A 22,360-nucleotide genomic window follows, 5' to 3' on the forward strand; every position below is an offset into this window, starting at 1 on the left:
CCGGCGGAGGGGGAGCGATGCGGGCGGCGCGGTTGATCTCGTTGGTGCTGCTGCTGCAGAACCGGGGCGCGGCGACCGGCCCGGAGCTGGCGGCCGAGCTGGAGGTCACCGAGCGCACCGTGGCCCGCGACGTGCGGGCGCTGGCCGAGGCGGGCGTGCCGGTCTACGCGGAACGCGGCCGCAACGGCGGCTACCGGTTGCTGGGCGGCTACCGGACGCGGCTCACCGGGTTGCACCGGGCGGAGGCCGAGGCGCTGCTGCTGGCCGGAATCCCGGGCCCGGCGGCCGAGATGGGCCTCACCGAGGCCGTCGGCAGCGCCCGCCGCAAGATCTCCGCCGCGCTCGCGCCGAGCAACCGGGACGTGCCGGACCGGGTCGGGCGGCGCTTCCACCTGGACGCGCCCGGCTGGTTCCGGGAGGCGGCGACGCCGCCGCTGCTGCCGGAGCTCGCCGACGCGGTGTGGCAGGACCGCGCGGTGCGGGCCACCTACCGGCGCGGCGACCGGGAGGTGCACCGCGAGATCGAACCGCACGGCCTGGTCCTCAAGGCGGGCGCCTGGTACCTGGCGGGGCGCTGCGACGGCCGGTTCCGGGTGTACCGCGTCGACCGGTTTCGCTCCGCGGAGCCCGGCGAGCCGTTCGAGCGGGACGCCGAGTTCGCGCTGCCGGAGTTCTGGGCGCGCCGCGGCGCCGAGTTCGAACGCGCCCTGCTGCGCGCGGAGATCACCGTGCGGCTCGCCCCGGGCGCGCTCGCCGCCTTGCACGCCCAGGTCGGTGGCCCGGGCGCGGCGGACGCGCGCGCCGCGGCGGGGGAGCCGGACGAGCAGGGCTGGGTGACGACCACCCTGCCCGTCGAGTCCCTCGAGGTCGCGCACGCGCAGCTGCTCGGGCTCGGCGCGCAGGTCCAGGTGCTGGCCCCGGCCGAGCTGGCCGAGCGGATGGCGCGGACCGCCGCCGAGCTCACCGAGCTGTACGGGGCGGCGGATCAGCGGTACCCGGTGGTGTCCTCCGGTGCGCCCGCCTCGACGACTTCCGCGATGTAGCGCCATGAATCCGGTCGCGACCCGTCCAGGTCGGTGAACCCGTAGTGCTCCGCGAGCTCGAAGCTGGAGACGGTGCGCCCTGCCCAGCGGGACACCTCCGGATCCGCCGCCAGGGCCGCGACCCCGCGGCCGACGAAGTGCGGCGATTCCGAGATCGAGAAGTGCGGTTCGGTGGCCTCGCGCCAGTTCTGCTCGGTGACGCCGAAGTGGTCGAGCATCATCTCGGAGCGCAGCCAGCCCGGGGTGATCGCGAGTGCGGTCCCGCCGTGCGGGCGCAGCTCTTCGGACTGGGCGAACGCCAACCTGCTCGCGGCGATCTTCGTCACATCGAAGAACGCGCCGCAGTCCGCGCGGTAGCGCCGGTTGTACTCGGTGGTGCCGTCGGTCAGCTCCACCACCAGCCCGCTGGGGGTGCGGGACAGCAGCGCGAGCGCGAAGTGGCTGGTGATCAGGTGCGCTTCGATGCCGATCCGGAGCCTGCGCAGCCCGAGGTCCAGCGAGTGCTCCCACACCGGTTTGTGCCAGTCCATCAGGTGCTCGCCGCCCATGTCGTTGACCAGCAGGTCCAGCCGGCCGCGCTCCCGCTCGATCCGCGCCACCAGCTCCCGCACCTGCTCCGGGACCTGGTGGTCCACCCGCACCGCGATGCCCTCGCCACCCGCCGCGGTGACCAGCTCCGCGGTGTCCTCAATGGACTCCGGGCGGTCGTAGTCGGAGCGTTGCTCGCGAGTGGTGCGCCCGGTGCCGTACACCGTGGCGCCCGCGGCGCCCAGCTCCACCGCGATCGCCCGGCCCGCGCCCCGCGTCGCGCCCGCGACCAGCGCGATCTTCCCCTGCAGCGGTCGTCCCATCGTCGTGCTCCTCCGTCGGTTCCGGTTCGTCCCGCCGATGCTGGCGGCGAATCCGGACGACCGCGGTCCGGATTCCGGCGGCGTTCTTTTCCGAGTGGGCCACCCGGCACGCCCGGACGCGCGGTACGGTGAACATCGGTGATCGCGCAGCGCGCCGATCACCGTGCAGGCGAGAACGACGGTCGAGGCGGATCTGCGACGTGGGTGGCATGACACACCTGGGAGAACTCCCGGCGTGGCTGCTGGACGCGGCGACGCGGGCATGCCTACGGTCCGCACCGGGTACGGGGTTGACCGCGTTTCGATCTTGTGCTCGCACGGGACCACTCCGGTGTCGACCGGTACCCGTGCCGGCCCCGGACTACTGTCCGGTTCCCACGGTGACCGCTCCCGCGGCGGTCCGAGCAACGCAGAGCGCTCAGCCACGACCAGGAAGGCGGACCCGATGACGCCCCCGCACAACTATCTCGCGGTGATCAAGGTCGTCGGCATCGGTGGAGGCGGCGTCAACGCCGTCAACCGCATGATCGAGGTCGGGCTCAAGGGCGTCGAGTTCATCGCGGTGAACACCGACGCCCAGGCCCTGCTGATGTCCGATGCCGACGTGAAGCTGGACATCGGCCGCGAACTGACCCGAGGACTCGGCGCGGGCGCCGCCCCCGAGGTCGGGCACAAGGCAGCCGAGGACCACAAGGAAGAGATCGAAGAGGTCCTCAAGGGCGCCGACATGGTCTTCGTGACCGCGGGCGAAGGAGGCGGCACCGGCACCGGTGGCGCCCCCGTGATCGCCGACGTCGCGCGCAAGCTCGGCGCACTGACCATCGGCGTGGTCACCCGGCCGTTCTCCTTCGAGGGCAAGCGCCGGGCGAACCAGGCCGAGCAGGGCATCAAGGAGCTCCGCGACTGCTGCGACACGCTCATCGTGATCCCGAACGACCGGCTGCTGCAGCTCGGTGACATCGGGGTCAGCCTGATGGACGCGTTCCGCTCCGCGGACGAGGTGCTGCTCTCCGGTGTGCAGGGCATCACCGACCTGATCACCACGCCGGGTCTGATCAACCTCGACTTCGCCGACGTCAAGAGCGTCATGTCCGGGGCGGGCAGCGCCTTGATGGGCATCGGCTCGGCGCGCGGGGAGGGCAGAGCCGTGCAGGCCGCGCAGAAGGCGATCAACTCGCCACTGCTGGAAGCCTCGATGGAAGGCGCGCACGGCGTGCTGCTGGCCATCGCGGGCGGCTCCGACCTCGGCCTGTTCGAGATCAACGAGTCGGCCTCGCTGGTGCAGGAGTCCGCGCACCCCGAAGCGAACATCATCTTCGGTACGGTCATCGACGACTCGCTCGGCGACGAGGTGCGGGTCACCGTGATCGCCGCCGGTTTCGACGCGGGCGCGCCGACCCACAAGAAGCTCGAACCGACGAGGGTCGGCGGCAGGGACACCGTCGCCGGCGGCGAAGCGGGCCAGGTCACCGAGGGGCAGGTCGTCGACAGCACAGCCGAAGCCGCCCCCGAGCCGCCCCCCGCACTGCAGCAGCAGGCCCCCGCCGAGCAGCCACCGGCCCCGGCCCCGCAGCCCGAGCCGTACACCCCGCCGCAGAGCTACGAGCCGCAGAACTACGAACCGCGGCCCACCTACGGCGAGGGCGGCACGCCCGGCGTCTCGGTGCCGACCCGCTCCGGCGGCGGCTACCCGACGCACACCGGCACCCAGGGCATGAGCGGCCAGCTGCCGTCCCGCCCGATGCCGGTCTCGGACGACAACGACGACGACGTGGACATTCCTCCGTTCATGCGACGCTGATCGCCTTCGAACGTGGGCCAGAATGGGCACCGGGACGGACACCGTCCCGGTGCCCGTTCACGTGCGGGCACGGTGTTCCGGGACGGCCGCCCCGCGAGTCGGCAGGACCTTTCGAGAACGGGAGTGATGGAGTGCGGATCCGGCGCGTGATCACCACGCGGGAAGGCGGCAGCTCGAAGCCGCCGTTCGACTCGTTCAACCTCGGCGGCCGGGTCGGCGACGACCCGGTGGCGCTCGCGGCGAACGAGCGCAAGCTCGCCGCCGGTATCGGGCTGGACCCGTCGCGGCTGGTGTGGATGGAGCAGATCCACGGCAAGACCGCCGAACTCGTCGACGGTCCGCGCCCGGAGCCGGTGGAGGCCACCGACGCGGTGGTGACCGCGCAGCCCGGTCTGGCGCTGGCGGTGCTCACCGCGGACTGCGTGCCGGTGCTGCTCGGCGATCCGGTGAGCGGTGTGGTGGCCGCGGTGCACGCGGGCCGGGTAGGCGCCCGGGTGGGCGTGCTCGTCGAGGCGCTGAAGGCGATGCGCGACGCGGGCGCCCGGATCGACGACATCGAAGCGCTGCTGGGGCCCGCCGCCTGCGGCCAGTGCTACGAGGTGCCCGAGGCGATGCGCGACGACGTCGAGGAGTACCTGCCGGGCAGCGCGTGCCGCACCCGCAAGGGCACGCCCGGCCTGGACCTGCGCGCAGGCCTGTGGGAGCAGCTGGCGGGCGCGGGCATCGCGAAGATCGGCATCGACCCGCGCTGCACGATGGAGAGCCGCGAGCTGTTCAGCCACCGCCGGGACGGGCCGCGCACCGGCCGGTTCGCCGCCGTGGTGTGGGCCGAGCCGGAGGACGGGTCGTGAGCGAGGACGACGAGCGCCGCGCGGAGCTCGCCGAGTCGCTGGGCGAGGTGCGGCAGCGCCTCGCGGACGCCTGCGCGGCGGCCGGTCGGCCGGTGGCGGACGTGCAACTGCTGGCCGTGACCAAGACCTTCCCGGCGCGGGACGTGGCCCTGCTGACCGATCTGGGCCTGGTCTCGTTCGCGGAGAACCGCGAGCAGGAGGCGCGGCCGAAGGTCGCCGAGCTGGCGGAGCTGCGCCCTGAGGCCGCGGCGCGCTGGCACATGGTCGGGCAGCTGCAGCGGAACAAGGCGCGCTCGGTGGCCCGCTGGGCGGACGTGGTGGAGTCCGCGGACAGCCCGCGGCTGGTAGCGGCGCTGGCCGGTGCGGTGCGCAACGCCCTCGACGCGGGGGAGCGGACACGCCCGCTCGAAATTCTCGTTCAGGTGAACCTCGACGAGGCGGCCGGTCGCGGTGGCTGTCCCGCCGCCGAGGTTCCCGCGCTCGCCGACGACATCGCCGCCCGCAGTGAGCTCCGGTTGCGCGGAGTCATGGCCGTGGCACCGCAGACCACGCCTCCGGGAGTGGCCTTCGACACACTTTCGGCGATCTCCGCGCGAGTGCGCCGGGACCACCCCGAAGCTGGGGAGATCTCGGCGGGGATGAGCGGCGATCTGGAGAGTGCTGTGGCCCACGGCTCCACCCGGGTGCGTGTCGGAACAGCGCTGCTGGGAGGGCGACGGTTAATCTCGCCGTAGCCTGGGCGGAGGGTCGAACGCGGGTCGAACCGCGCTCGGCTCGGAGGAGTCGCGGAGGAAGGGCACGCCGATGAGCACGATGCACAAGCTGAAGGCCTACTTCGGCATGGTGCCCGCCGACGAGGTCGACGACTTCGACGACGAGGTCTACCCCGACCGGTACGGCGACGTGGGCGAGTACGACGCGCCCGCCGACCGGGTCGGCAGGCGACGGGTCGGAGTGCGCGGTGGCTACCAGGACGAGGCGGCCGCGGACGAGGGCTTCGACGATCACGGGCTCCGCGAGGCCCCGCACCGGGACCCCGGTCACCGCGGGGAGGAGTACCGCGAGGTCAAGCCGGCCCGCAGGCAGTGGACGCCGGAGACCGCGGCGCGCACGGCCGCCGAGCGGGAGTCCGTCTCCCGGCTGCGGGCCGTCACCGACACCGGCAGCCACTTCAACTTGAGCAAGATCACAACTCTGCATCCTCGCAGCTACAGCGAGGCCCGCACGATCGGGGAGCAGTACCGGGACGGCACCCCGGTGATCATGAACCTGACGGAGATGGACGAAGCGGACGCCAAGCGTCTGGTCGACTTCGCCGCAGGTCTGGCCTTCGCGATGCGCGGTTCGATCGAGAAGGTCACCAACCGGGTGTTCTTGCTCTCACCCCCGAACGTGGACGTCGCAGCCGAGGACAAGCGCCGCTTGGCCGAGGGTGCCTTTTTCAACTACGGGTGACCGGTGGCAGAGTTGAGCTGTGGAACTGGCGCTGATCGTCCTTTACTACGCGGTCTTCATCTTCTGGCTGCTGCTCACGGCCCGTATCGTGATCGAGCTCGTCCGGGTGTTCGCCCGCGACTGGCGCCCCGCTGGAGGGGTTGCAATCGCGTTGGAGAGCATCTACACAGTGACCGACCCGCCGATCCGGCTGCTGCGCCGGGTGATCCCGACGGTCCGCATCGGCGGTGTGGGGCTGGACCTATCCATTATGGTGCTGCTGCTGGTTGTGTTCATACTGATGCAGCTGCTGTTGAAACTGTGGACGCAGACCGGGTAACGGGGAACCCGGGTGACCTGCAGCCGAAGAGTGCGTGAGGTGATCTTGTGGGCTTGACCCCCGCCGACGTGCATAACGTCGCGTTCAGTAAACCGCCGATCGGGAAGCGCGGTTACAACGAGGACGAGGTGGACGCTTTCCTCGACCTGGTTGAAGCCGAGCTCGCCCGGTTGGTGGAGGAGAACAACGATCTGCGCAGCCAGATGGAGCAGCTGGAGAACCAGCTGCAGACCGCGCAGGTCGATCTCGACGACGCCCGCAGTCAGGCGTCCGCGGTTCCCGCCGCCCCCGCTCCGGTGGAAGAACCGCGTCGGCTCGCGCCGGTCCCGGCACCCACCGCGGCAGAGCAGACCTCGCCCGGTGGTGACCACCACGTGCAGGCCGCCAAGGTCCTCGGGCTCGCCCAGGAGATGGCGGACCGGCTGACCGGCGAGGCGAAGGCGGAAGCCGACGGCATGCTCTCGGAGGCCCGGACCAAGTCCGAGCAGCTCCTCTCCGACGCCCGGTCGAAGTCCGACAGCATGGTCAACGAGGCGCGCACCCGCGCCGAGACGATGCTGAACGACGCCCGCACCCGGGCCGAGACCTTGGAACGGCAGGCCCGCGAGAAGGCCGCCGGTCTGGAACGCGACGCGCAGCGCAAGCACGCCGAGGTGATGGGCAACATCACCCAGGAGAAGAACGCGCTGGAGAAGAAGATCGACACCTTGCGCACCTTCGAGCGCGAGTACCGCACCCGGTTGCAGACCTACCTGGAATCGCAGCTGCGTGAACTGCAGGACCGCGGATCGGCGGCACCCGCCGAGAGCGGCAGCCGCGCCGCCGGCCAGCAGAACACCTACAGCTTCGGAGCACGAGCCGCCGAAGCCGGCTGAACGGGCCGGTGACCGGATCCGCCGGTCGCGAGCCACCGCACGGCCATCCGGCCGCCGGTGGTCGGCTGCGGAGGGGACAAGGGGGTCCCCGCACGGTGCGGTGAAGGGGAGTTCGGCGTGTTGTTGGTAGTGCTGTTCCTGGTCCTGGCGGCCGGCGGTGTGCTGGTGACGTCGGTGCTGATCGAACGCCCGGAATGGGCGTGGCTGTCGGTGCTGCTCAGCGTGCTGGCCGCGGCATTGCTCGTGGTGGAACGGTTGCGGCGGCGGAGGGAAGCGAGCTCACCGCCGCGGCAGCCGGTCGCCGCGGGCGAGGCGGGGCGGGACCCGGCGGCACCTGCCGACGAGGTCGACGCCGATGCGGAACCGGACGAGGAGGACACCGACGCGGCGGACGCGCTGCTGGTGTCCGAATCGGACGACGAGGTCGTGGTCGTCGACGAACGTCCCCGGTACCACCTGGCCAGCTGCGAATGGCTCGGCGATCGGGAGGTGCAGGGCCTGCCGGCGAAGGAAGCCCGGGAGCTGGGCTTCACCGCCTGCGCCCGTTGCACCCCGGACGCGGTGCTGGCCGGTCAGGCGCGCGCCGCGCGCTGAACCCGCCGGGTGGCGCGCTCAGGGCCCTGGGCGCGGACCGCGGCGGTGGCCGTGGAAACCCGGTGGCGTCGAATGGTTATGCTGAATGCGGGCTGGTCGCCGGGGAGCGACCGGCCCGCATCGGCGTTGATCCGGCCATCACCGGGGAGCCTCCGGAAGAACGGGCGCGGCGCTGCCGCGGCGCCCCAGTAGAACCGGACGGGTTCGGCCCGTCACAGCCGGCAACGAGTGGCCGTCGCGTTCGCGGCGGCAAGCGGGGTGGTACCGCGGGACGCGGGCGACCGGATTGGGTCGCGCGCCGTGTCGTCCCCGTGTGGGCATCGAGTGCGGATGCCCGTGCGGCTGCTGACGACACACCGGCGAGGAGAACACCCGCGATGGCTTACCCGAAGGTCCGATTCGGCGGAACGCCCGCCCCGGAGGGCGCGGATCGAGCAGCCCCCCAGGAGCGCGGGGTGGCCGCACAACCGTCCTTCCCGCAGATCGAGCGGGAAGTGCTCGACTTCTGGTCCGCGGACGGGACGTTCCGGGAGAGCGTGCAGGCCAGGGACGCGGGCGTCAACGGGTCGAACGAGTTCGTGTTCTACGACGGCCCGCCGTTCGCGAACGGCCTGCCGCACTACGGGCACCTGCTCACCGGGTACGTCAAGGACGCGGTGCCGCGCTACCAGACGATGCGCGGCCACCGGGTGGAGCGGCGCTTCGGCTGGGACTGCCACGGGCTGCCCGCGGAGGTGCAGGCGGAGAAGCAGCTCGGCATCACCTCGAAGTCCGAGATCGAGTCGATGGGCGTCGCCCAGTTCAACGACGCCTGCCGCGCCTCGGTGCTGCGCTACACGCGGGAGTGGGAGGACTACGTCACCCGCCAGGCGCGCTGGGTGGACTTCGAGAACGACTACAAGACGCTCGACATGGACTACATGGAGAGCGTGATGTGGGCCTTCAAGACCTTGTGGGACAAGGGCTTGGTCTACGAGGGCTTCCGGGTGCTCTGGTACTGCTGGCGCTGCGAGACGCCGCTGTCCAACACCGAGACTCGGATGGACGACACCTACCGCCAGCGGCAGGACCCGGCGGTGACCGTGGGCCTGCGGCTCGTCGCGCCGGGCAAGGCGTTCGACGGGGCGCTGGCGCTGGTGTGGACGACGACGCCGTGGACGCTGCCGTCGAACCTCGCGGCCGCGGTCCACCCCGAGGTGGACTACGTGCTCGTGGAGCCCGGTCAGGGCGGCGAGCGCTACCTGCTGGCCGAGGCGCGGCTGGGCGCGTACGCGCGGGAGCTCGGCGAGGACGTCGCCGACCGCGTCGTCGCCCGGTTCACCGGCGCCGAGCTGGTCGGCACGAGCTACCGGCCGCCGTTCGACTTCTTCGCCGGGCGGGAGAACGCCCACCGGGTGCTGCCCGCCGACTACGTGACCACTGAGGACGGCACCGGCGTCGTGCACATCGCGCCCGCCTTCGGTGAGGAGGACAAGGCCGTCACCGACGCGCACGACATCGAACCGGTCGTGCCGGTCGACGCGCGCGGCCGGTTCACCGCCGAGGTCCCGCCGTACGAGGGCCAGCAGGTCTTCGAGGCGAACAAGCAGATCATCCGGGACCTCAAGGAAGCCGGGCTGCTGCTGCGGCACGAGACCTACGACCACCCGTACCCGCACTGCTGGCGCTGCGACAACGCGCTGATCCAGCGCGCCCTGTCGTCCTGGTTCGTGGCCGTCACCCAGTTCCGGGACCGCATGGTCGAGCTCAACCAGCAGATCAACTGGGTGCCGGGGCACATCCGGGACGGCCAGTTCGGCAAGTGGCTGTCCAACGCCCGCGACTGGAACATCTCGCGGAACCGGTTCTGGGGTTCGCCGATCCCGGTGTGGACCTCGGACGACCCGGCGCACCCGCGCACCGACGTGTACGGCTCGCTCGACGAGCTGGAGCGCGACTTCGGGGTGCGGCCCGCCGACCTGCACCGGCCGAACATCGACGAGCTGACCCGGCCGAACCCGGACGACCCGACCGGCAAGTCCACCATGCGGCGGGTGCCGGAGGTGCTGGACTGCTGGTTCGAGTCCGGGGCGATGCCGTTCGCGCAGGTCCACTACCCGTTCGAGAACGCCGACTGGTTCGAGCACCACTACCCGGGCGACTTCATCGTCGAGTACAACGGCCAGTCCCGCGGCTGGTTCTACCTGCTGCACGTGCTGGCGACCGCGCTGTTCGACCGGCCCGCGTTCTCCAACGTGGTCGCGCACGGCATCGTGCTCGGCGACGACGGCATGAAGATGTCGAAGTCGAAGAACAACTACCCGGACGTCAACGAGGTCTTCGACCGCGACGGTTCGGACGCGATGCGCTGGTTCCTGATGGCCAGCCCGATCCTGCGCGGCGGCGACCTCGTGGTCACCGAGCGCGGCATCCGGGATGCGGTGCGCCAGGCCGTGCTGCCGCTGTGGAACTCCTGGTACTTCCTGGCGCTGTACGCCAACGCCGAAGGCGTCGAGGGCCGGTTCCGGGTGGACAGCGAGCACGTGCTGGACCGCTACGTGCTCGCCAAGACCCACGAGCTCGTCGGCGACGTGCAGGCCGCGATGGACGTGTTCGACCCGGCGGGGGCGTGCGCCAGCGTCCGGGACTTCCTGGAGGTCCTGACGAACTGGTACGTGCGCCGCTCCCGGGACCGGTTCTGGGCCGGGGACGCCGATGCCATCGACACGCTGCACACCGTGCTGGAGGTGACCTCCCGGGTGGTGGCGCCGCTGCTGCCGCTGACCGCGGAGGCGGTGTGGCGCGGGCTCACCGGTGGCCGTTCGGTGCACCTGGCCGACTGGCCGCTGGTCGACGAGCTGCCCGCGGACGCGGCGCTGGTCTCGGCGATGGACCGGGTGCGGCAGGTGTGCTCCTCGGTGCTGGCCCTGCGGAAGTCGAACTCGCGGCGCGTCCGGCTGCCGCTGGCGAAGCTGGTCGTGGCCATGCCGGAAGCCGGCTCGCTGGAGCCGTTCGTGGACCTGATCCGGGACGAGGTGAACGTCAAGGAGGTCGAGCTGACCACCGACGTCGCCGCGCACGGCCGGTTCGAGATCGCCGTGAACGCCCGCGCCGCAGGACCCCGGCTCGGCAAGGACGTGCAGCGGGTGATCAAGGCCGTGAAGTCCGGCGACTGGACCCGGAACGCGGCGGGTGCCGTCGTCGCGGACGGCACCGAACTCCAGGAGGGCGAGTTCACCGAGCGGCTGGTGTCCACCGACTCCGGTGCCGCGGCCGCGCTGCCGGGCGGGGCCGGGCTGGTGGTGCTGGACTGCGACGTCACCTCGGAGCTGGCCGCCGAAGGCGTGGCCCGCGACCTGGTGCGCGTCGTGCAGCAGGCGCGCCGGGACGCCGGGTTCGAGATCTCCGACCGCATCCGCGTCGAGGTCTCCGCGCCCGCGGAGGTGCTGGCCGCGGTGGACGCGCACCGCGAGTTCATCGCCGCCGAAACCCTCGCCGATGTCGTGTCCGAGGGCGCGGCCGCGGGTGGTTCCGCGGGCAGCGTCGGGGACGGCGTGGACGTCTCGGTCGCCGTCGAACGCGTCTGATCGGCCGCCCCCGGGCGGGTCCGCGAGATCCTTCGCGGACCCGCCCGGACGGGCGTGGCACACCTCCCACTTCGCACCGGACGGTTGCGCGCGGCGGGGGGTGGTCCTTAAGGTTCGTCGTCGAAGGTCATGAGTGCCAGCGGGAAACCCCGGTTTGCTGGTCGGCAACCCTCCTACCGCGGTGGGGTGCCCCGGGTGAGGACCTGGCCGATCGCGCAGGGCGGTCGGCAAGCGCGGGCCCCGAATGCTCCGGGCCCGGTGAGGCCCCAGGAGGCATCGTGTCGTCAGCCGTTCGCTCCGCCGCCGGTGAGATCGCCGAAACCCCGATCTGGTCCGTCGTGGACTCCGTTCCCGTGGTGCCCGCGGTCGTCGGCGCGCAGCTCCAGGTCCCGCTGGTCACCGGCGGTTCCGCCGAGTACGCCAACCTGGACCACGGGGCCAGCGCGCCCTGCCTGAACGCGGTGCGCGACGCCGTGAACGAGCTGCTGCCCTGGTACGCCAGCGTGCACCGCGGCGCCGGGTTCGCCTCCCAGGTGTGCACCCGGGTCTACGAGGGCGCTCGGGACGTGCTGCGCCGGTTCGTCGGCGCCCGCCGCACCGACTCGGTGATCTTCACCCGGAACACCACGGACGCGCTGAACCTGCTGGCCGGTGCGCTGCCCGCGGACACCTCGGTGGTCGTGTTCGACACCGAGCACCACGCGGCGCTGCTGCCGTGGGCGGGGGAGCGGCTGCACCGCCTCGACATCCCGGAGAGCCCGCAGGACGCGGTGCGGCTGCTCGACGCCGCGCTCGCCGAGTGCGCCGACGGGCCGAAGCTCGCGGTGCTGACCGGCGCCTCCAACGTGACCGGCGAGCTGTGGCCGATCGCCGAACTCGCCCGCGTCGCGCGTGCGCACGGCGCCCGCACCGTGCTCGACGCCGCCCAGCTCGCCCCGCACCGCCCGATCCGCATCGCCGACCTCGGCGTGGACCACGCGGTGCTGTCCGGCCACAAGCTCTACGCCCCGTTCGGCGCGGGCGCGCTCATCGGCCGCGACGACTGGCTGGACCGGGCCGAGCCGTACCTGGCCGGGGGCGGCGCCACCCGCTCGGTCCCCGACGAGGGCGAGATCGACTGGAACACCGGTCCCGAACGGCACGAGGCCGGGTCGCCGAACACGGTCGGCGTGCACGCGCTCGCCAAGGCCTGCGAGGTGATCGCCGAGCACGCCGAGGCGATCGAGGGGCACGAGGACCTGCTGCTGCGCAGGCTCCGCGCCGGGCTCGCCACCGTGCCCGGGCTGCGCGAGCTGAGCCTGTTCGGGCCCGAGCACGACCGGGTCGGCGTGGTCGGCTTCACCGTGGACGGCCAGGACCCGGGCCTGCTGGCCGCGGCGCTGTCCGCGGAGCACGGCATCGGCGTGCGGGACGGGCTGTTCTGCGCGCACCGCGCCGTGCGGCACCTGCTGGCAGGCACCGACGCGCAGCGCGCGGTCCGGATCAGCCTCGGCCTCGGCACCACCGTCGAGCACGTGGACCGGATCGTCACCGCGCTGCGCGAGCTGGTCGCCCACGGGCCGCAGTGGAGCTACGAACTGGACGGCGGCCGCTGGGTGCCCGCCGACGATCCGCGCGAGTTCCCCGCCGCGTTGGCGTGAGCCGCTGCGAACGACCGATCGGCGGTCGGGGAGAATGGGCCGGGTGAACACCGAGCAGTCCGACTCCGAGCAGCCCGGATCGAACCCCGCCGACGGCGCGGGCTCGACCTCAGAACCGGAAGCGCGACCCGCCGCGGGCGGGGACGGCGGTACCGCCGCAGGCGAGCCGGACTCGGGTTCGGACGTCGCCGGGGCGACCGCGGTCGAACCCGCCGGTGGCCGCGCGCCGCGGAAGCTGCTGGTCCTGCTGTTCGGGGTGGCGGCGCTGCTGCTGGCCGCGGACGTGCTGACCAAGATCGCCGCCGTCGCCCGGCTCGACGGGCGGCCACCGCTGGAGCTGTTCGGCGGTGCCGTGTACCTGGTGCTGGTGCGCAACCCGGGGGCCGCGTTCTCGCTGGCCACCGGCATGACCTGGCTGCTGGCGCTGCTGGCGATCGCCGTCGTCGGCGTCATCGTGTGGCTGGCGCCGAAGCTGCGCTCCACCGGCTGGGCCGTGGGGCTCGGCCTGGTGCTGGGCGGGGCCTGCGGGAACCTGGTCGACCGGCTGTTCCGGGAACCGGGGCCGCTGCGCGGGCACGTGGTGGACTTCGTGTCGCTGTTCGCGCCGGACGGCAGCGTGTGGCCGGTGTTCAACGTCGCCGACTCGTCCATCGTGTGCGGCGGAATCCTCGTGGTGCTCCTGTCGCTGTTCGGCCGGGATTACGACGGCTCCGTGCACACCCGCAAGAAGCGCGAGGACCGGGCATGAGCGATCTGCGGATGCTCCCGGTCCCGGACGGCCTCGAAGGCATGCGGGTCGATGCGGGTCTGGCGAAGCTGCTCGGGCTGTCCCGGAGCACGGTGGCGGGGCTCGCCGAATCCGGTGAGGTGCTGCTGGACGGCGCCCCCGTCGGCAAGTCGGACCGGCTCATCGCGGGCGGACTGGTGGAGGTGACGCTGCCCGCGGCCCGGCCGGAACCGGAAGTGGTCGCGGTCCCGGTGGAAGGCCTGCGGATCCTGCACCAGGACGACGACATCGTCGTGGTGGACAAGCCCATCGGCGTCGCCGTGCACCCCAGCCCCGGCTGGGAGGGACCCACCGTGATCGGCGGGCTCGCCGCGGCGGGCGTGCAGATCGCGACCTCGGGCGCCGCGGAGCGCCAGGGCGTGGTGCACCGGCTCGACGCGGGCACCACCGGCGTCATGGTCGCGGCGAAGAGCGAGCACGCCTACACCGCGCTGAAGCGGGCCTTCAAGGAACGCACCGTGGAGAAGCGCTACCACGCGCTGGTGCAGGGCCACCCCGATCCGAGCAGCGGCACCATCGACGCGCCGATCGACCGGCACCCCAAGCACGACTACAAGTTCGCCGTGGTCAGCGGTGGCAAGCCGAGCATCACCCACTACGAGACGGTGGAGGCGTTCCGCGCCGCGTCCTTGGTGGACGTGAAGCTGGAGACCGGGCGCACGCACCAGATCCGGGTGCACTTCTCCGCGGTCCGGCATCCGTGCGCGGGCGATCTCACCTACGGGGCGGACCCGGTGCTGGCGCGGCGGCTGCAGCTGGGCAGGCAGTGGCTGCACGCCCGGATGCTGGGCTTCGAGCACCCCGCCGACGGGCAGTGGGTGACGTTCACCAGCGACTACCCGGACGATCTGCAGCACGCCCTCGACGTCCTGCGCGAACAGGACTCCTGAGCCGCTCTCGCCGCGCCTTGTGATGATCTTCGTCCAGGCGCGGTCGGACGATCGCGTAGCGTGGTCGTACTGATCCAGGAGCGGTGGGGAGGGGCCGATGACCCAGGCCGGAGCGGGCGGGGCGTTCGACGGGCGTCGCGAGGAGTTCACCGACGACACGCCGACGCCGCCGACGGGCCTGTCGTTGGGCGGTTCGCCGCCGCCTGGACCCGCGCGGCGGGACGGGCGCGCGGAGGCCGAGGACTGGCCCACCACCGATGCGGAGCGGACCGATCCGGGCCAGCTGGGGCTCGCGGAGCTGCTCGCGGCCGAGGACGTCGGCCGCGCGGGCCCGGCGGTGCTGGGCGCGGACCCCGTCGCGGATTCATCGGCGGACGCAGGGGACTGGCCCACCCTCCAGCGCCGCGAACGCCGTCCCGAGCGCCCTCGCCCCGGCCCCCTCGACTGGGTCCGCCGCCGCACCACCTGACAGTCCACATTGGATCGAACCGCCGCGACTCTGCGCTGGGCCAGGTCTTTTTCGCCTGTCAGCGGCGAAGCCGCTGAGCGGAGACCACCCGAGCAACCGGCACCGCAGCGGGTTCTCAGCGGGTTCCTCGCGAGGACAGCGATTTCTCCTGTGGCGGAGCCACCGGTGAAATCGATCCCGCAGCGAGGGGCCCGCTGAGGTTCCGCCACCCGCCCCCACCGAGCAGAACGAGCCGGATCAGAGATCAGTGATGTCCCAGTGCAGGGTTCGGTGTTCGTCTCCTGGTCTCATGGTCCACCGCACCGTGGACAGCTCGGTGTCCTCCGGCAGCACGTAGACGGTGTGCCCGCCCGCGGTTTCGCCGGGCGGGACGCCGATGCGGTGCGGCGGCCGGGAGGACAGCGCGACCGGTGCTTTGCCCACGGTGGAGCCGTCTTCGGCGACCAGCACCAGGTAGAGGTCGGGCAGCGAGGTGAACGGCATGGGGCTGCGGTTGGTGAGCTCGGTGTGCACGACGACGGAGCGTTCGCCTTCTTGCAGCTGGTAGCCGGCGGCGGTGTACAGGAAGTCGGCGGGGTCGACGACTTCGACGAGCTGGATGGTGATCCGCTCGCCTTCGGGGCCGTCCACGTCGAGCTTGGTGCCGACCTTGCCGGTGCGGGCCGCGGCGGGCACCGCGGTCTTGGCGGTGGGTGCGTGCGGGTTCGCGACCTGCTGGGTCTGCTGGTTCTGCGGGGCGGCCTGGGCCGGTTGCGGCCCGGAATGCGGTCCTGATTGCGGTCCGGCCGCGGGCTGGCCGGGTTGCGGGGGCCGCTGCTGCTGGTCGCCGCGCGCCCAAGCGGCGGAGCCGGGCGGGCCCCAGGTGTTCTGAGGTGCCTGCTGCGGTCCGGGCGCCGGTGCGGGCCTGGCCTGCTGCGGCTGGCCGAGGGAGGCGGGCGGTCCGGCGGGGGTGAACGGTTGCGCGCCGCCGGTCTGGTTCTGGCCGGGGTGTCCGCCGCTGTGCGCCCCGCTGGGGCCGCCGTGCACCTGGTGGCCGCCGCTCGGCGGGTTCGGCACCTGGTACCCACCGCTGGGCGGATTGGGCACCTGGTATCCGCCGCTGGCCTGGGTCCAGGCGTTGGCGGCGGCGACCGCGTTGCGGATGCCGACCGGGTCGCACTCGACGCCGACGACCATGGGGAGACCGGTGGTGGAGAGCACGGCGAGCCGGGCGGCCACGTCGCGGACGTCCATCCCGAGCCGCGACGCGATCTCGTGCACCGCGGCGCGCCCGGATTCGGCGACGGCGGTGAGCAGACGTACGTCCACGGGATCAGGAGCGGTCACGTCAGGCCACGCTACCCCCTAGGAACGATCACCGTCCGCAAGGGCGGGATGTTCGCGGGAACCCGGTCCGCCGAGCTCGTCGAGCTCGGGATCGATCCGGCTGGGGACCGATCCGCGGCACGCCCGGCAGGGTCGCGGATCGCGCCCGGAGATGGTCGCGGTCCGGCGCCGCCGTGACCACCCCTTCGCTCGTCGGCACCGCCGATCGGGTCGGTGTCGCGCCCCGCGGCCGGTGCGCTTCCCGGCCGGTCCGCCGCCGTTCGCGGCGATGGGGGAGGCCGCCGGACGGTCCGCGCCCGTCCCGAGCCGATCGCGCCGGAGGAGCACACCGTGCCGGGGCCACCGCCAGGTGCGCGCCTGGTGCTCGGTGCTCGGCGCTGTCCAGCTGTCCACCGAGGACGGGTCGCAGGGGGGAGCTGACGGGCCTGTTCGGCGCCGGGCGCGTCGAATCCTGCTGATCGGGTGAGCGGGCAGGGGCTGTTCGGACGGTCCCTCCCGCGTCCGCGGCGGTACCCGCGGAACGCCTCGGATGGTGGCTCGCGCACCGCCGCGGAAGCTGAGAATCCTCTCAGATCGCGGCGAGTTGACTGTCCCGCGACAGCCTCCCACCCGAGAGGACGCGATGTCCGCCACCACGGAGAACGCCGAGTCGATCGTCCTCGACGACGCGTTCATGCAGGACCCCTACGTGCGCTACGCGCGGCTGCGCGCCGACGCTCCCGCGCAGAAGGTGATCAGCCGGGCAGGCATCCCGGTGTGGGTCGTGACCCGCTACGCGGAAGCGCGCCAGGCGCTCTCCGATCCGAGGCTGCAGAAGAACGTCGAAGGCACCAAGAAGGCCATCGACAACCAGCTGGGGGAGGGCGCGCACCGCGCCGAGTTCATCGACGACCTCAACGCGCACCTGCTCAACACGGACCCGCCGGACCACTCCCGGCTGCGCAAGCTCGTGCTCAAGGGCTTCACCCCGCGCCGCGTCGAGGACCTGCGGCCCCGCGTGGAGCTGCTCACCGGCGAACTGCTCGACGAGATCGCCGGCCGCGGCGAGATCGACCTGCTGCACGAGTTCGCGTTCCCGCTGCCCATCATCGTGATCTCCGAGATGCTCGGAGTGGAGCAGGAGCGCCACGAGGACTTCAAGCGCTGGACGACGGCGCTGGTCAACGGCGCCGACGCCGAGACGATCAACTCGGCCGGGACCGCCATCGCCGAGTACACCGCCGGGCTGATCGCCCGCAAGCGCGAGGAACCCGGCGACGACCTGATCAGCGCGCTCATCGCGGCCGCCGACGGGACGGACCGGCTCAGCGAACCCGAACTGATCTCCATGGCGTTCCTGCTGCTCGCCGCCGGGCACGAGACGACGGTGAACCTCATCGGCAACTGCGTCTACGACCTGCTCGGCAACCCGGAACGGCTGGCCGAGGTGCGCGCCGACCCGGACCTCGTCGACGACGCGATCGAGGAGACGCTGCGGCACGAGAGCCCGGTGAACCTGGCGACGATGCGGCACACCGCCGAACCGGTGCTGCTCGGCGACGTGGAGATCCCGGCGGGCGAGCTCGTGCTGGTGTCGCTCGGTTCGGCGAACCGGGACGAGCGACGCTTCGACCGGCCCGACGAGTTCGACCTGAGCCGCTCCAGCACCGGGCACCTCGGGTTCGGGCACGGCATCCACTTCTGCCTCGGCGCCTCGCTGGCCCGGCTCGAAGCGCGGATCGCGGTGCGCGGGCTGCTGGAGCGCTTCCCCGACCTGCGCCTCGCCGTGGACCCGGCGGAACTCCGGTGGCGGCCCAGCACCCTCGTGCACGGGCTCGAAGCGCTGCCGATCCGGCTGTCCTGAAACGCACCGCGCCCCCGGGGAGGAACCCCGGGGGCGCGGTCGTGTCGCGGGGATCAGCGCGCGTCGCGCAGCGCGATCACGGTGTACGGCCCCACCTCGCGGCGCTCGAACCGCGGGTCGTCGAACGCGGCCGGGTCGAAGAACACGTCGTAGTCCCGCACGTTCGGCAGCTGCGGGAACGCGTCGCCCTTGAGGTTCAGCGCCAGCTTCCGGCCGTTCTCGTCCGACGGGTCCGCCGCACGCTCCTGGTCCGCCTCCGACGCGACCGGGCTGTCCTGGTTGCGGAGGATGAACACGTTCGGCGTGGTGAACCGGCTGTGCTGCAGCATGTCCAGCAGCTCCGCGCCGCTGCGCGCCTTCGTCCAGCGCTCGATCTCCGCGGTCCGCCCGTCGTAGTCGGCCAGCGGGTTCGCGTAGTGCGGCGTCTCCTGCTGGAAGCTCCAGTACGGCTGGAACGACAGCAGCTTGTAGTCGGTGGTCAGCAGCAGGTTCCGCTGCGGCGGGCGACCGGTCAGCTGCGACACCTCCCGGTACACGTCGTCGGCCCACGAACCGGTCTGCTCCGGATCGCGCGCGCCCTTCGCGTTGTCGCCCGTCGGGTAGTAGTCCTCGTAGGCCTGGTCCGCGGACGGCGCCAGCGCGCTGCCGATCGCGCCCTGCGTCAACGTGATCGCGCCGAGCAGCCCCAGCGCGCAGGACAGGACCGTGATCCGCGCGGCGTAGGCCGCGTCCACCCGCTCCCGCAGCCAGCCGATGAACTCCAGCACCGCGAACACCCCGGCCACCGCCAGCACGACGCCCAGGATCACGTTCAACCGGAACGCGAGCAGCGTCGTCTTCGCCACCAGCGCCAGCGTCGAGAGCCCGAACCAGGTGTAGATCGCGACCACCACGGTCAGCATCGCCGCCGCGACCTCGCTGCGCCGCGCCCGCAGCACCAGCCAGGCGAACCCCGCCAGGCACAGCGCGCCGACCGGGCTCGCCGACATCATCGGCACCGGCAGGAACGAACCGTCCTCCGGCAGGTAGTGCAGCGCCGCGCTGCGCGGGTTGTCGGTGAACACGTGCGTGGCCAGCACGTACGGCAGCCACACCAGCAGCGACACGAGCCCGCTGACCACGCCGATCGGCAGCAGCCGGAAGAACATGCGCTGGACCGTCGGCCACACCCGCTCGCCGCGACGCACCCGGAACACGCCGACCACCACGGCCATCGCCACGATCAGCAGCACCGCGAAGCCGAAGTGCAGGGTGTAGGTGATCGCCGCGAACCCGACGTACCCGCCGATGCACACCAGCGTCCAGCGCGGGGCGCGCTCCTCGCGGCGCATCGCGTGCCAGGTCAGCACCGCGATCGGCGCCAGCCACGCCGCAGACGGCCACGCGTACGGCTCCTCGATGCCGTGCAGCATCCCCGCCAGCGAGGTCGCGATCGCGGCCAGCAGCGCCAGCCGCCTGCGCACCACGACGCTCCACAGCGTGAACGCGACGACGCTCGTCACCGCCACCCAGATCAGCGCGTACGGCTTGTACGCCGCCCAGCCCTCCCAGCCGAGCAGGTTCGCGAACCTGCCGCCCAGCCAGAACCAGCCGCCCGGGTAGTACGGCGCGACGCCCGCGTAGTTCATGTCGGACAGGTCCCAGGCGGACGCCATCCGGGTCATGTACTGCAGGCGGAACGCGTTGTCCGTCGACGAACCGCCGAAGTAGTACCGCGTCGCCTGCAGCGGAATCGCCAGCGCCAGCGTGGTGAACGTGGACAGCGCGGCCCACGTCCCCGCCAGCCGCACCGGGCGCGGTAACCGGGTGGGACCGGCCGCCAGCAGCGCGAACGTGATCAACAACACCAGCGCGGCGCCGAGCGAGGCCAGCGCCTCCGGCGCGAAGCTCGGTTCGCTGATGCCGAGGCGCGCCACCGCGAACTGCAGGACGAGGCTCACCACGGCGGCGACGATCGACCCGGCGACCAGTTCGGCAACGGTGCTGCGCAAGGGAAGTCGCACGGCGGAGTCCCGGCGCGGCGCATCGATCGATCGGGGTCCGGTCAGCACCGGACTCGGCAAGGTTCCCGCCACGTGAGTTCGATCCTTCGGAAGTGGGGGACAGGACGCCCGCGCAGAATAGAGGATGGCCACCGGACACCCGCGCCGCGCCTGGAAGGCCGACCGCGATCACCCGCTAGGGTGCTGTGGGCTCGTCCCGCTCCTGTTGCGGGGGACGGGTGGCGGAACCTCGACGGCCTTCCCGCTGCGGGATCGATCTCTCGACCGGCTCCGCCACCCGTGACATCGCGTCCTCGCGGGAGGACCGCTGAGAACTCGCGGCGGTGCCGGTCGAGCCGGTGGTCGCTGCTCGACGGCTCCGCCGCCGACAAGACGAAGACGCGGCGCGAGCCAGTGCTCGCCACATCACCGAGGAGGGTCGGCTGTTGTCATCAGGAGCGGTCGAGGCCAGCGGAACACCCGAACCCGCCGGGGCGGTGCGCGTGCCCGGCCCGGACGAGCGGACCTCGCGGGTCGCGGTGCGCGCCGACCTGCTGCCTGCGCTGAGCGCGCTGTCCCTGGTGGCGCTGCTCGGGATGCCGCTGGGGTGGGTGTGGTCCCGGCTCGCGCCGCCGCAGGCGAGCCTGCTCGGCCGCAGCGGGACGCCGGTGCCCGCGCAGATCGTGGAGAGCTACCACGAGTTCGACGCGCTGGCGCTGTTCCTGCTGCTGTCCTTCGCCACCGGCATCGTCACCGCGGCCGTGTTGTGGACGTTCCGCAGGCGGCGCGGGCCGGTGCTGCTGGTCGCCGCGGCGCTCGGCTCGCTCGTCTCGGCGTGGCTGGCGATGCGGATGGGGTCGACGTTCGCGGGCGAGCTGTACCCGTGGCCCGCCGACCTGGGCTACGGCTCCGCGCTCACCGTTCCGCCCGCGGTGGGCACCTCGTGGGCCGTGCTGGTGCAGCCGTTCGGGCTGGCGCTCGGCTACGGCCTCGCGGCGTCCTGGAACGGCTTCGACGACCTGGGCCGCCGCAGCTGATCGACGTCCGCCCCGCTGGAGGCCGATCGGGTCAGCCCGCGGGCCGCACCGAGGCCGTGATGCGGTCGAGCACGTCGGGGGTCACCGCGTCCGGCACCTCCTGGTCCGCGGCCGCGACGTGCACCACCGCGGTCCCGCCGGAGCCGTCGGTGGTGAGCACGTTGACCACCGCGCTCGGCGAGCCGCACGCCGCGGGCGCGGGGAACACGGTGGCGACCACCTTGTGCCCGGGGAGCCCGCCGGGCAGCACCGCCGGCTGCGGCGGCGTGAGCTCGATCCGGGCGTCGGCGCCGTAGGCGAGCTCCGAGAACCGGCGGGCCATGTCGGTGGCGATCGCCGCCGCGTCCGGGCCGCGCCGCGCGGTGGCACCGGCGAGCCCGCGGAAGCTGCCGCTGCGGTCCGGGCAGTAGCCGTGCTGGTAGAGCGCGACTCCGCTCACGGTCACCGGGTCGTCCTCGGTCTCCCCGAACCCGACCAGGCTGCCGGGCGACTGCAGCTCCCAGCCCGGCGGCACGTCGTAGGCGGCGTTCCGCTTCGGCACCGGCACCGCCTGCCAGCCCGGTTCCAGCGGTTCGGGCGGCGGCCCGGCCGAGGTGGGCGCGGACGTGCCGGGCGCCGTCGCGGCGGAGGTCTCCGGTGCGGCTGAAGTGGGGGCGGGCGCCGACCCGGCCCGCGCGTCGTCGTCCCCGCCGGAGCCGCCGAAGACGACCGCGGTGACCACCACGACCAGCACCACGGCCACCGCCGCGCACAGCGCGATCAGCGGACCGCGGTTCCGCCGCGGCGGGGACGGCGGTGGCGGGGGAGGCAGCGGTGCGACCGGCGGTGGCGCGGTCGGTTCCTGCGGACGGTCGAACGTGCCGAAGCCCTGGTAGCGCATGCCGCCCTGGTACGGCGGCCCGCCCTGCTGCCCGGGCTGCGCCCCCCAGCTGCCGCGACCGCCCCAGGGCTCGCCGTTCTCCGGGTTCCCCGGCCCACCAGGTGATGACATGGGCGAGATCCTAGCGAGCGGCCGCGAGCGGCCGGGCGGT

Annotated in this window: 19 protein-coding genes and 1 riboswitch; of the genes, 15 read left to right on the top strand and 4 right to left on the bottom strand. The window is 72.7% G+C overall.

All coding sequences use genetic code 11. From position 1 onward, the window contains the following. The first annotated feature begins 17 nt into the window (after positions 1-17). Complete coding sequence (locus ABZ805_RS07890) at positions 18-1,043, top strand: WYL domain-containing protein (RefSeq protein WP_358436027.1); 1,026 nt, start codon at positions 18-20, stop codon at positions 1,041-1,043. Here the strand turns inward: ABZ805_RS07890 and ABZ805_RS07895 are convergent. Beyond that, positions 986-1,894: an SDR family oxidoreductase gene (locus tag ABZ805_RS07895; RefSeq protein WP_358436030.1), complete on the bottom strand. Its 909-nt coding sequence runs from the start codon at positions 1,892-1,894 to the stop codon at positions 986-988. The two genes, ABZ805_RS07890 and ABZ805_RS07895, sit on opposite strands and share 58 nt — an antisense overlap. A gap of 445 nt (positions 1,895-2,339) precedes the next feature. Between ABZ805_RS07895 and ftsZ the strand changes: the two genes are divergently transcribed. From ftsZ to ABZ805_RS07955, 12 genes are all read left to right on the top strand, one after another. After that, entirely contained in the window at positions 2,340-3,695 is a 1,356-nt protein-coding gene (gene ftsZ / locus ABZ805_RS07900) for a cell division protein FtsZ (RefSeq protein ID WP_358436033.1), read from the top strand. Positions 3,696-3,826: 131 nt separating this feature from the next. Then, on the top strand, positions 3,827-4,546 hold the full coding sequence (pgeF, locus tag ABZ805_RS07905) for a peptidoglycan editing factor PgeF (RefSeq protein ID WP_358436036.1): 720 nt from the start codon (positions 3,827-3,829) through the stop codon (positions 4,544-4,546). Beyond that, positions 4,543-5,280 carry a YggS family pyridoxal phosphate-dependent enzyme gene (locus tag ABZ805_RS07910; protein ID WP_358436039.1) on the top strand — a complete coding sequence of 246 codons (738 nt, stop codon included), beginning with the start codon at positions 4,543-4,545 and terminating at the stop codon, positions 5,278-5,280. The genes pgeF and ABZ805_RS07910 overlap by 4 nt, the downstream gene beginning before the upstream one ends. A gap of 70 nt (positions 5,281-5,350) precedes the next feature. After that, positions 5,351-6,001, top strand: a complete 651-nt coding sequence (gene sepF, locus ABZ805_RS07915; RefSeq protein WP_358436042.1) for a cell division protein SepF — start codon at positions 5,351-5,353, stop codon at positions 5,999-6,001. Positions 6,002-6,020: 19 nt separating this feature from the next. Then, positions 6,021-6,320 carry a YggT family protein gene (locus tag ABZ805_RS07920; protein ID WP_358436045.1) on the top strand — a complete coding sequence of 100 codons (300 nt, stop codon included), beginning with the start codon at positions 6,021-6,023 and terminating at the stop codon, positions 6,318-6,320. A gap of 47 nt (positions 6,321-6,367) precedes the next feature. After that, positions 6,368-7,195, top strand: coding sequence for a DivIVA domain-containing protein (locus ABZ805_RS07925; RefSeq protein WP_358436048.1), 828 nt, complete (start codon positions 6,368-6,370; stop codon positions 7,193-7,195). 117 nt (positions 7,196-7,312) lie between these two features. Continuing rightward, a complete protein-coding gene (locus ABZ805_RS07930; RefSeq protein ID WP_358436050.1) occupies positions 7,313-7,789 on the top strand; it encodes a hypothetical protein in 477 nt (158 codons plus the stop codon). Between the two features lie 377 nt (positions 7,790-8,166). Then, positions 8,167-11,355, top strand: coding sequence for an isoleucine--tRNA ligase (gene ileS, locus ABZ805_RS07935; RefSeq protein ID WP_358436052.1), 3,189 nt, complete (start codon positions 8,167-8,169; stop codon positions 11,353-11,355). A gap of 125 nt (positions 11,356-11,480) precedes the next feature. Then, positions 11,481-11,595, top strand: a riboswitch (SAM riboswitch). Between the two features lie 71 nt (positions 11,596-11,666). Then, on the top strand, positions 11,667-12,995 hold the full coding sequence (locus ABZ805_RS07940; protein WP_358436206.1) for an aminotransferase class V-fold PLP-dependent enzyme: 1,329 nt from the start codon (positions 11,667-11,669) through the stop codon (positions 12,993-12,995). Positions 12,996-13,029: 34 nt separating this feature from the next. Further along, entirely contained in the window at positions 13,030-13,743 is a 714-nt protein-coding gene (gene lspA / locus ABZ805_RS07945) for a signal peptidase II (RefSeq protein WP_358436055.1), read from the top strand. Further along, positions 13,740-14,672, top strand: coding sequence for an RluA family pseudouridine synthase (locus ABZ805_RS07950; RefSeq protein ID WP_358436057.1), 933 nt, complete (start codon positions 13,740-13,742; stop codon positions 14,670-14,672). The genes lspA and ABZ805_RS07950 overlap by 4 nt, the downstream gene beginning before the upstream one ends. Positions 14,673-14,769: 97 nt before the next feature. After that, positions 14,770-15,141: a hypothetical protein gene (locus tag ABZ805_RS07955; protein ID WP_358436060.1), complete on the top strand. Its 372-nt coding sequence runs from the start codon at positions 14,770-14,772 to the stop codon at positions 15,139-15,141. A 237-nt stretch (positions 15,142-15,378) separates the two neighbouring features. On the opposite strand, the gene ABZ805_RS07960 is transcribed toward ABZ805_RS07955, so the two are convergent. After that, positions 15,379-16,467 (bottom strand): AsnC family protein, encoded by a 1,089-nt coding sequence (locus tag ABZ805_RS07960; protein ID WP_358436062.1) that lies wholly within the window; start codon positions 16,465-16,467, stop codon positions 15,379-15,381. 622 nt (positions 16,468-17,089) lie between these two features. Between ABZ805_RS07960 and ABZ805_RS07965 the strand changes: the two genes are divergently transcribed. Then, positions 17,090-18,310, top strand: coding sequence for a cytochrome P450 (locus tag ABZ805_RS07965; protein WP_358436065.1), 1,221 nt, complete (start codon positions 17,090-17,092; stop codon positions 18,308-18,310). Between the two features lie 53 nt (positions 18,311-18,363). Here the strand turns inward: ABZ805_RS07965 and ABZ805_RS07970 are convergent, their stop codons facing one another. Further along, positions 18,364-20,313 carry an arabinofuranosyltransferase gene (locus ABZ805_RS07970; RefSeq protein ID WP_358436067.1) on the bottom strand — a complete coding sequence of 650 codons (1,950 nt, stop codon included), beginning with the start codon at positions 20,311-20,313 and terminating at the stop codon, positions 18,364-18,366. 425 nt (positions 20,314-20,738) lie between these two features. Between ABZ805_RS07970 and ABZ805_RS07975 the strand changes: the two genes are divergently transcribed. Continuing rightward, a complete protein-coding gene (locus tag ABZ805_RS07975) occupies positions 20,739-21,329 on the top strand; it encodes a DUF2567 domain-containing protein (RefSeq protein WP_358436070.1) in 591 nt (196 codons plus the stop codon). 31 nt (positions 21,330-21,360) lie between these two features. On the opposite strand, the gene ABZ805_RS07980 is transcribed toward ABZ805_RS07975, so the two are convergent. Beyond that, positions 21,361-22,320, bottom strand: coding sequence for a hypothetical protein (locus tag ABZ805_RS07980; protein ID WP_358436072.1), 960 nt, complete (start codon positions 22,318-22,320; stop codon positions 21,361-21,363). Positions 22,321-22,360 lie beyond the last annotated feature (40 nt).

The sequence above is a fragment of the Saccharopolyspora sp. NPDC047091 genome, assembly GCF_040643635.1.
In the GTDB taxonomy this organism is placed as follows: domain Bacteria; phylum Actinomycetota; class Actinomycetes; order Mycobacteriales; family Pseudonocardiaceae; genus Saccharopolyspora_C.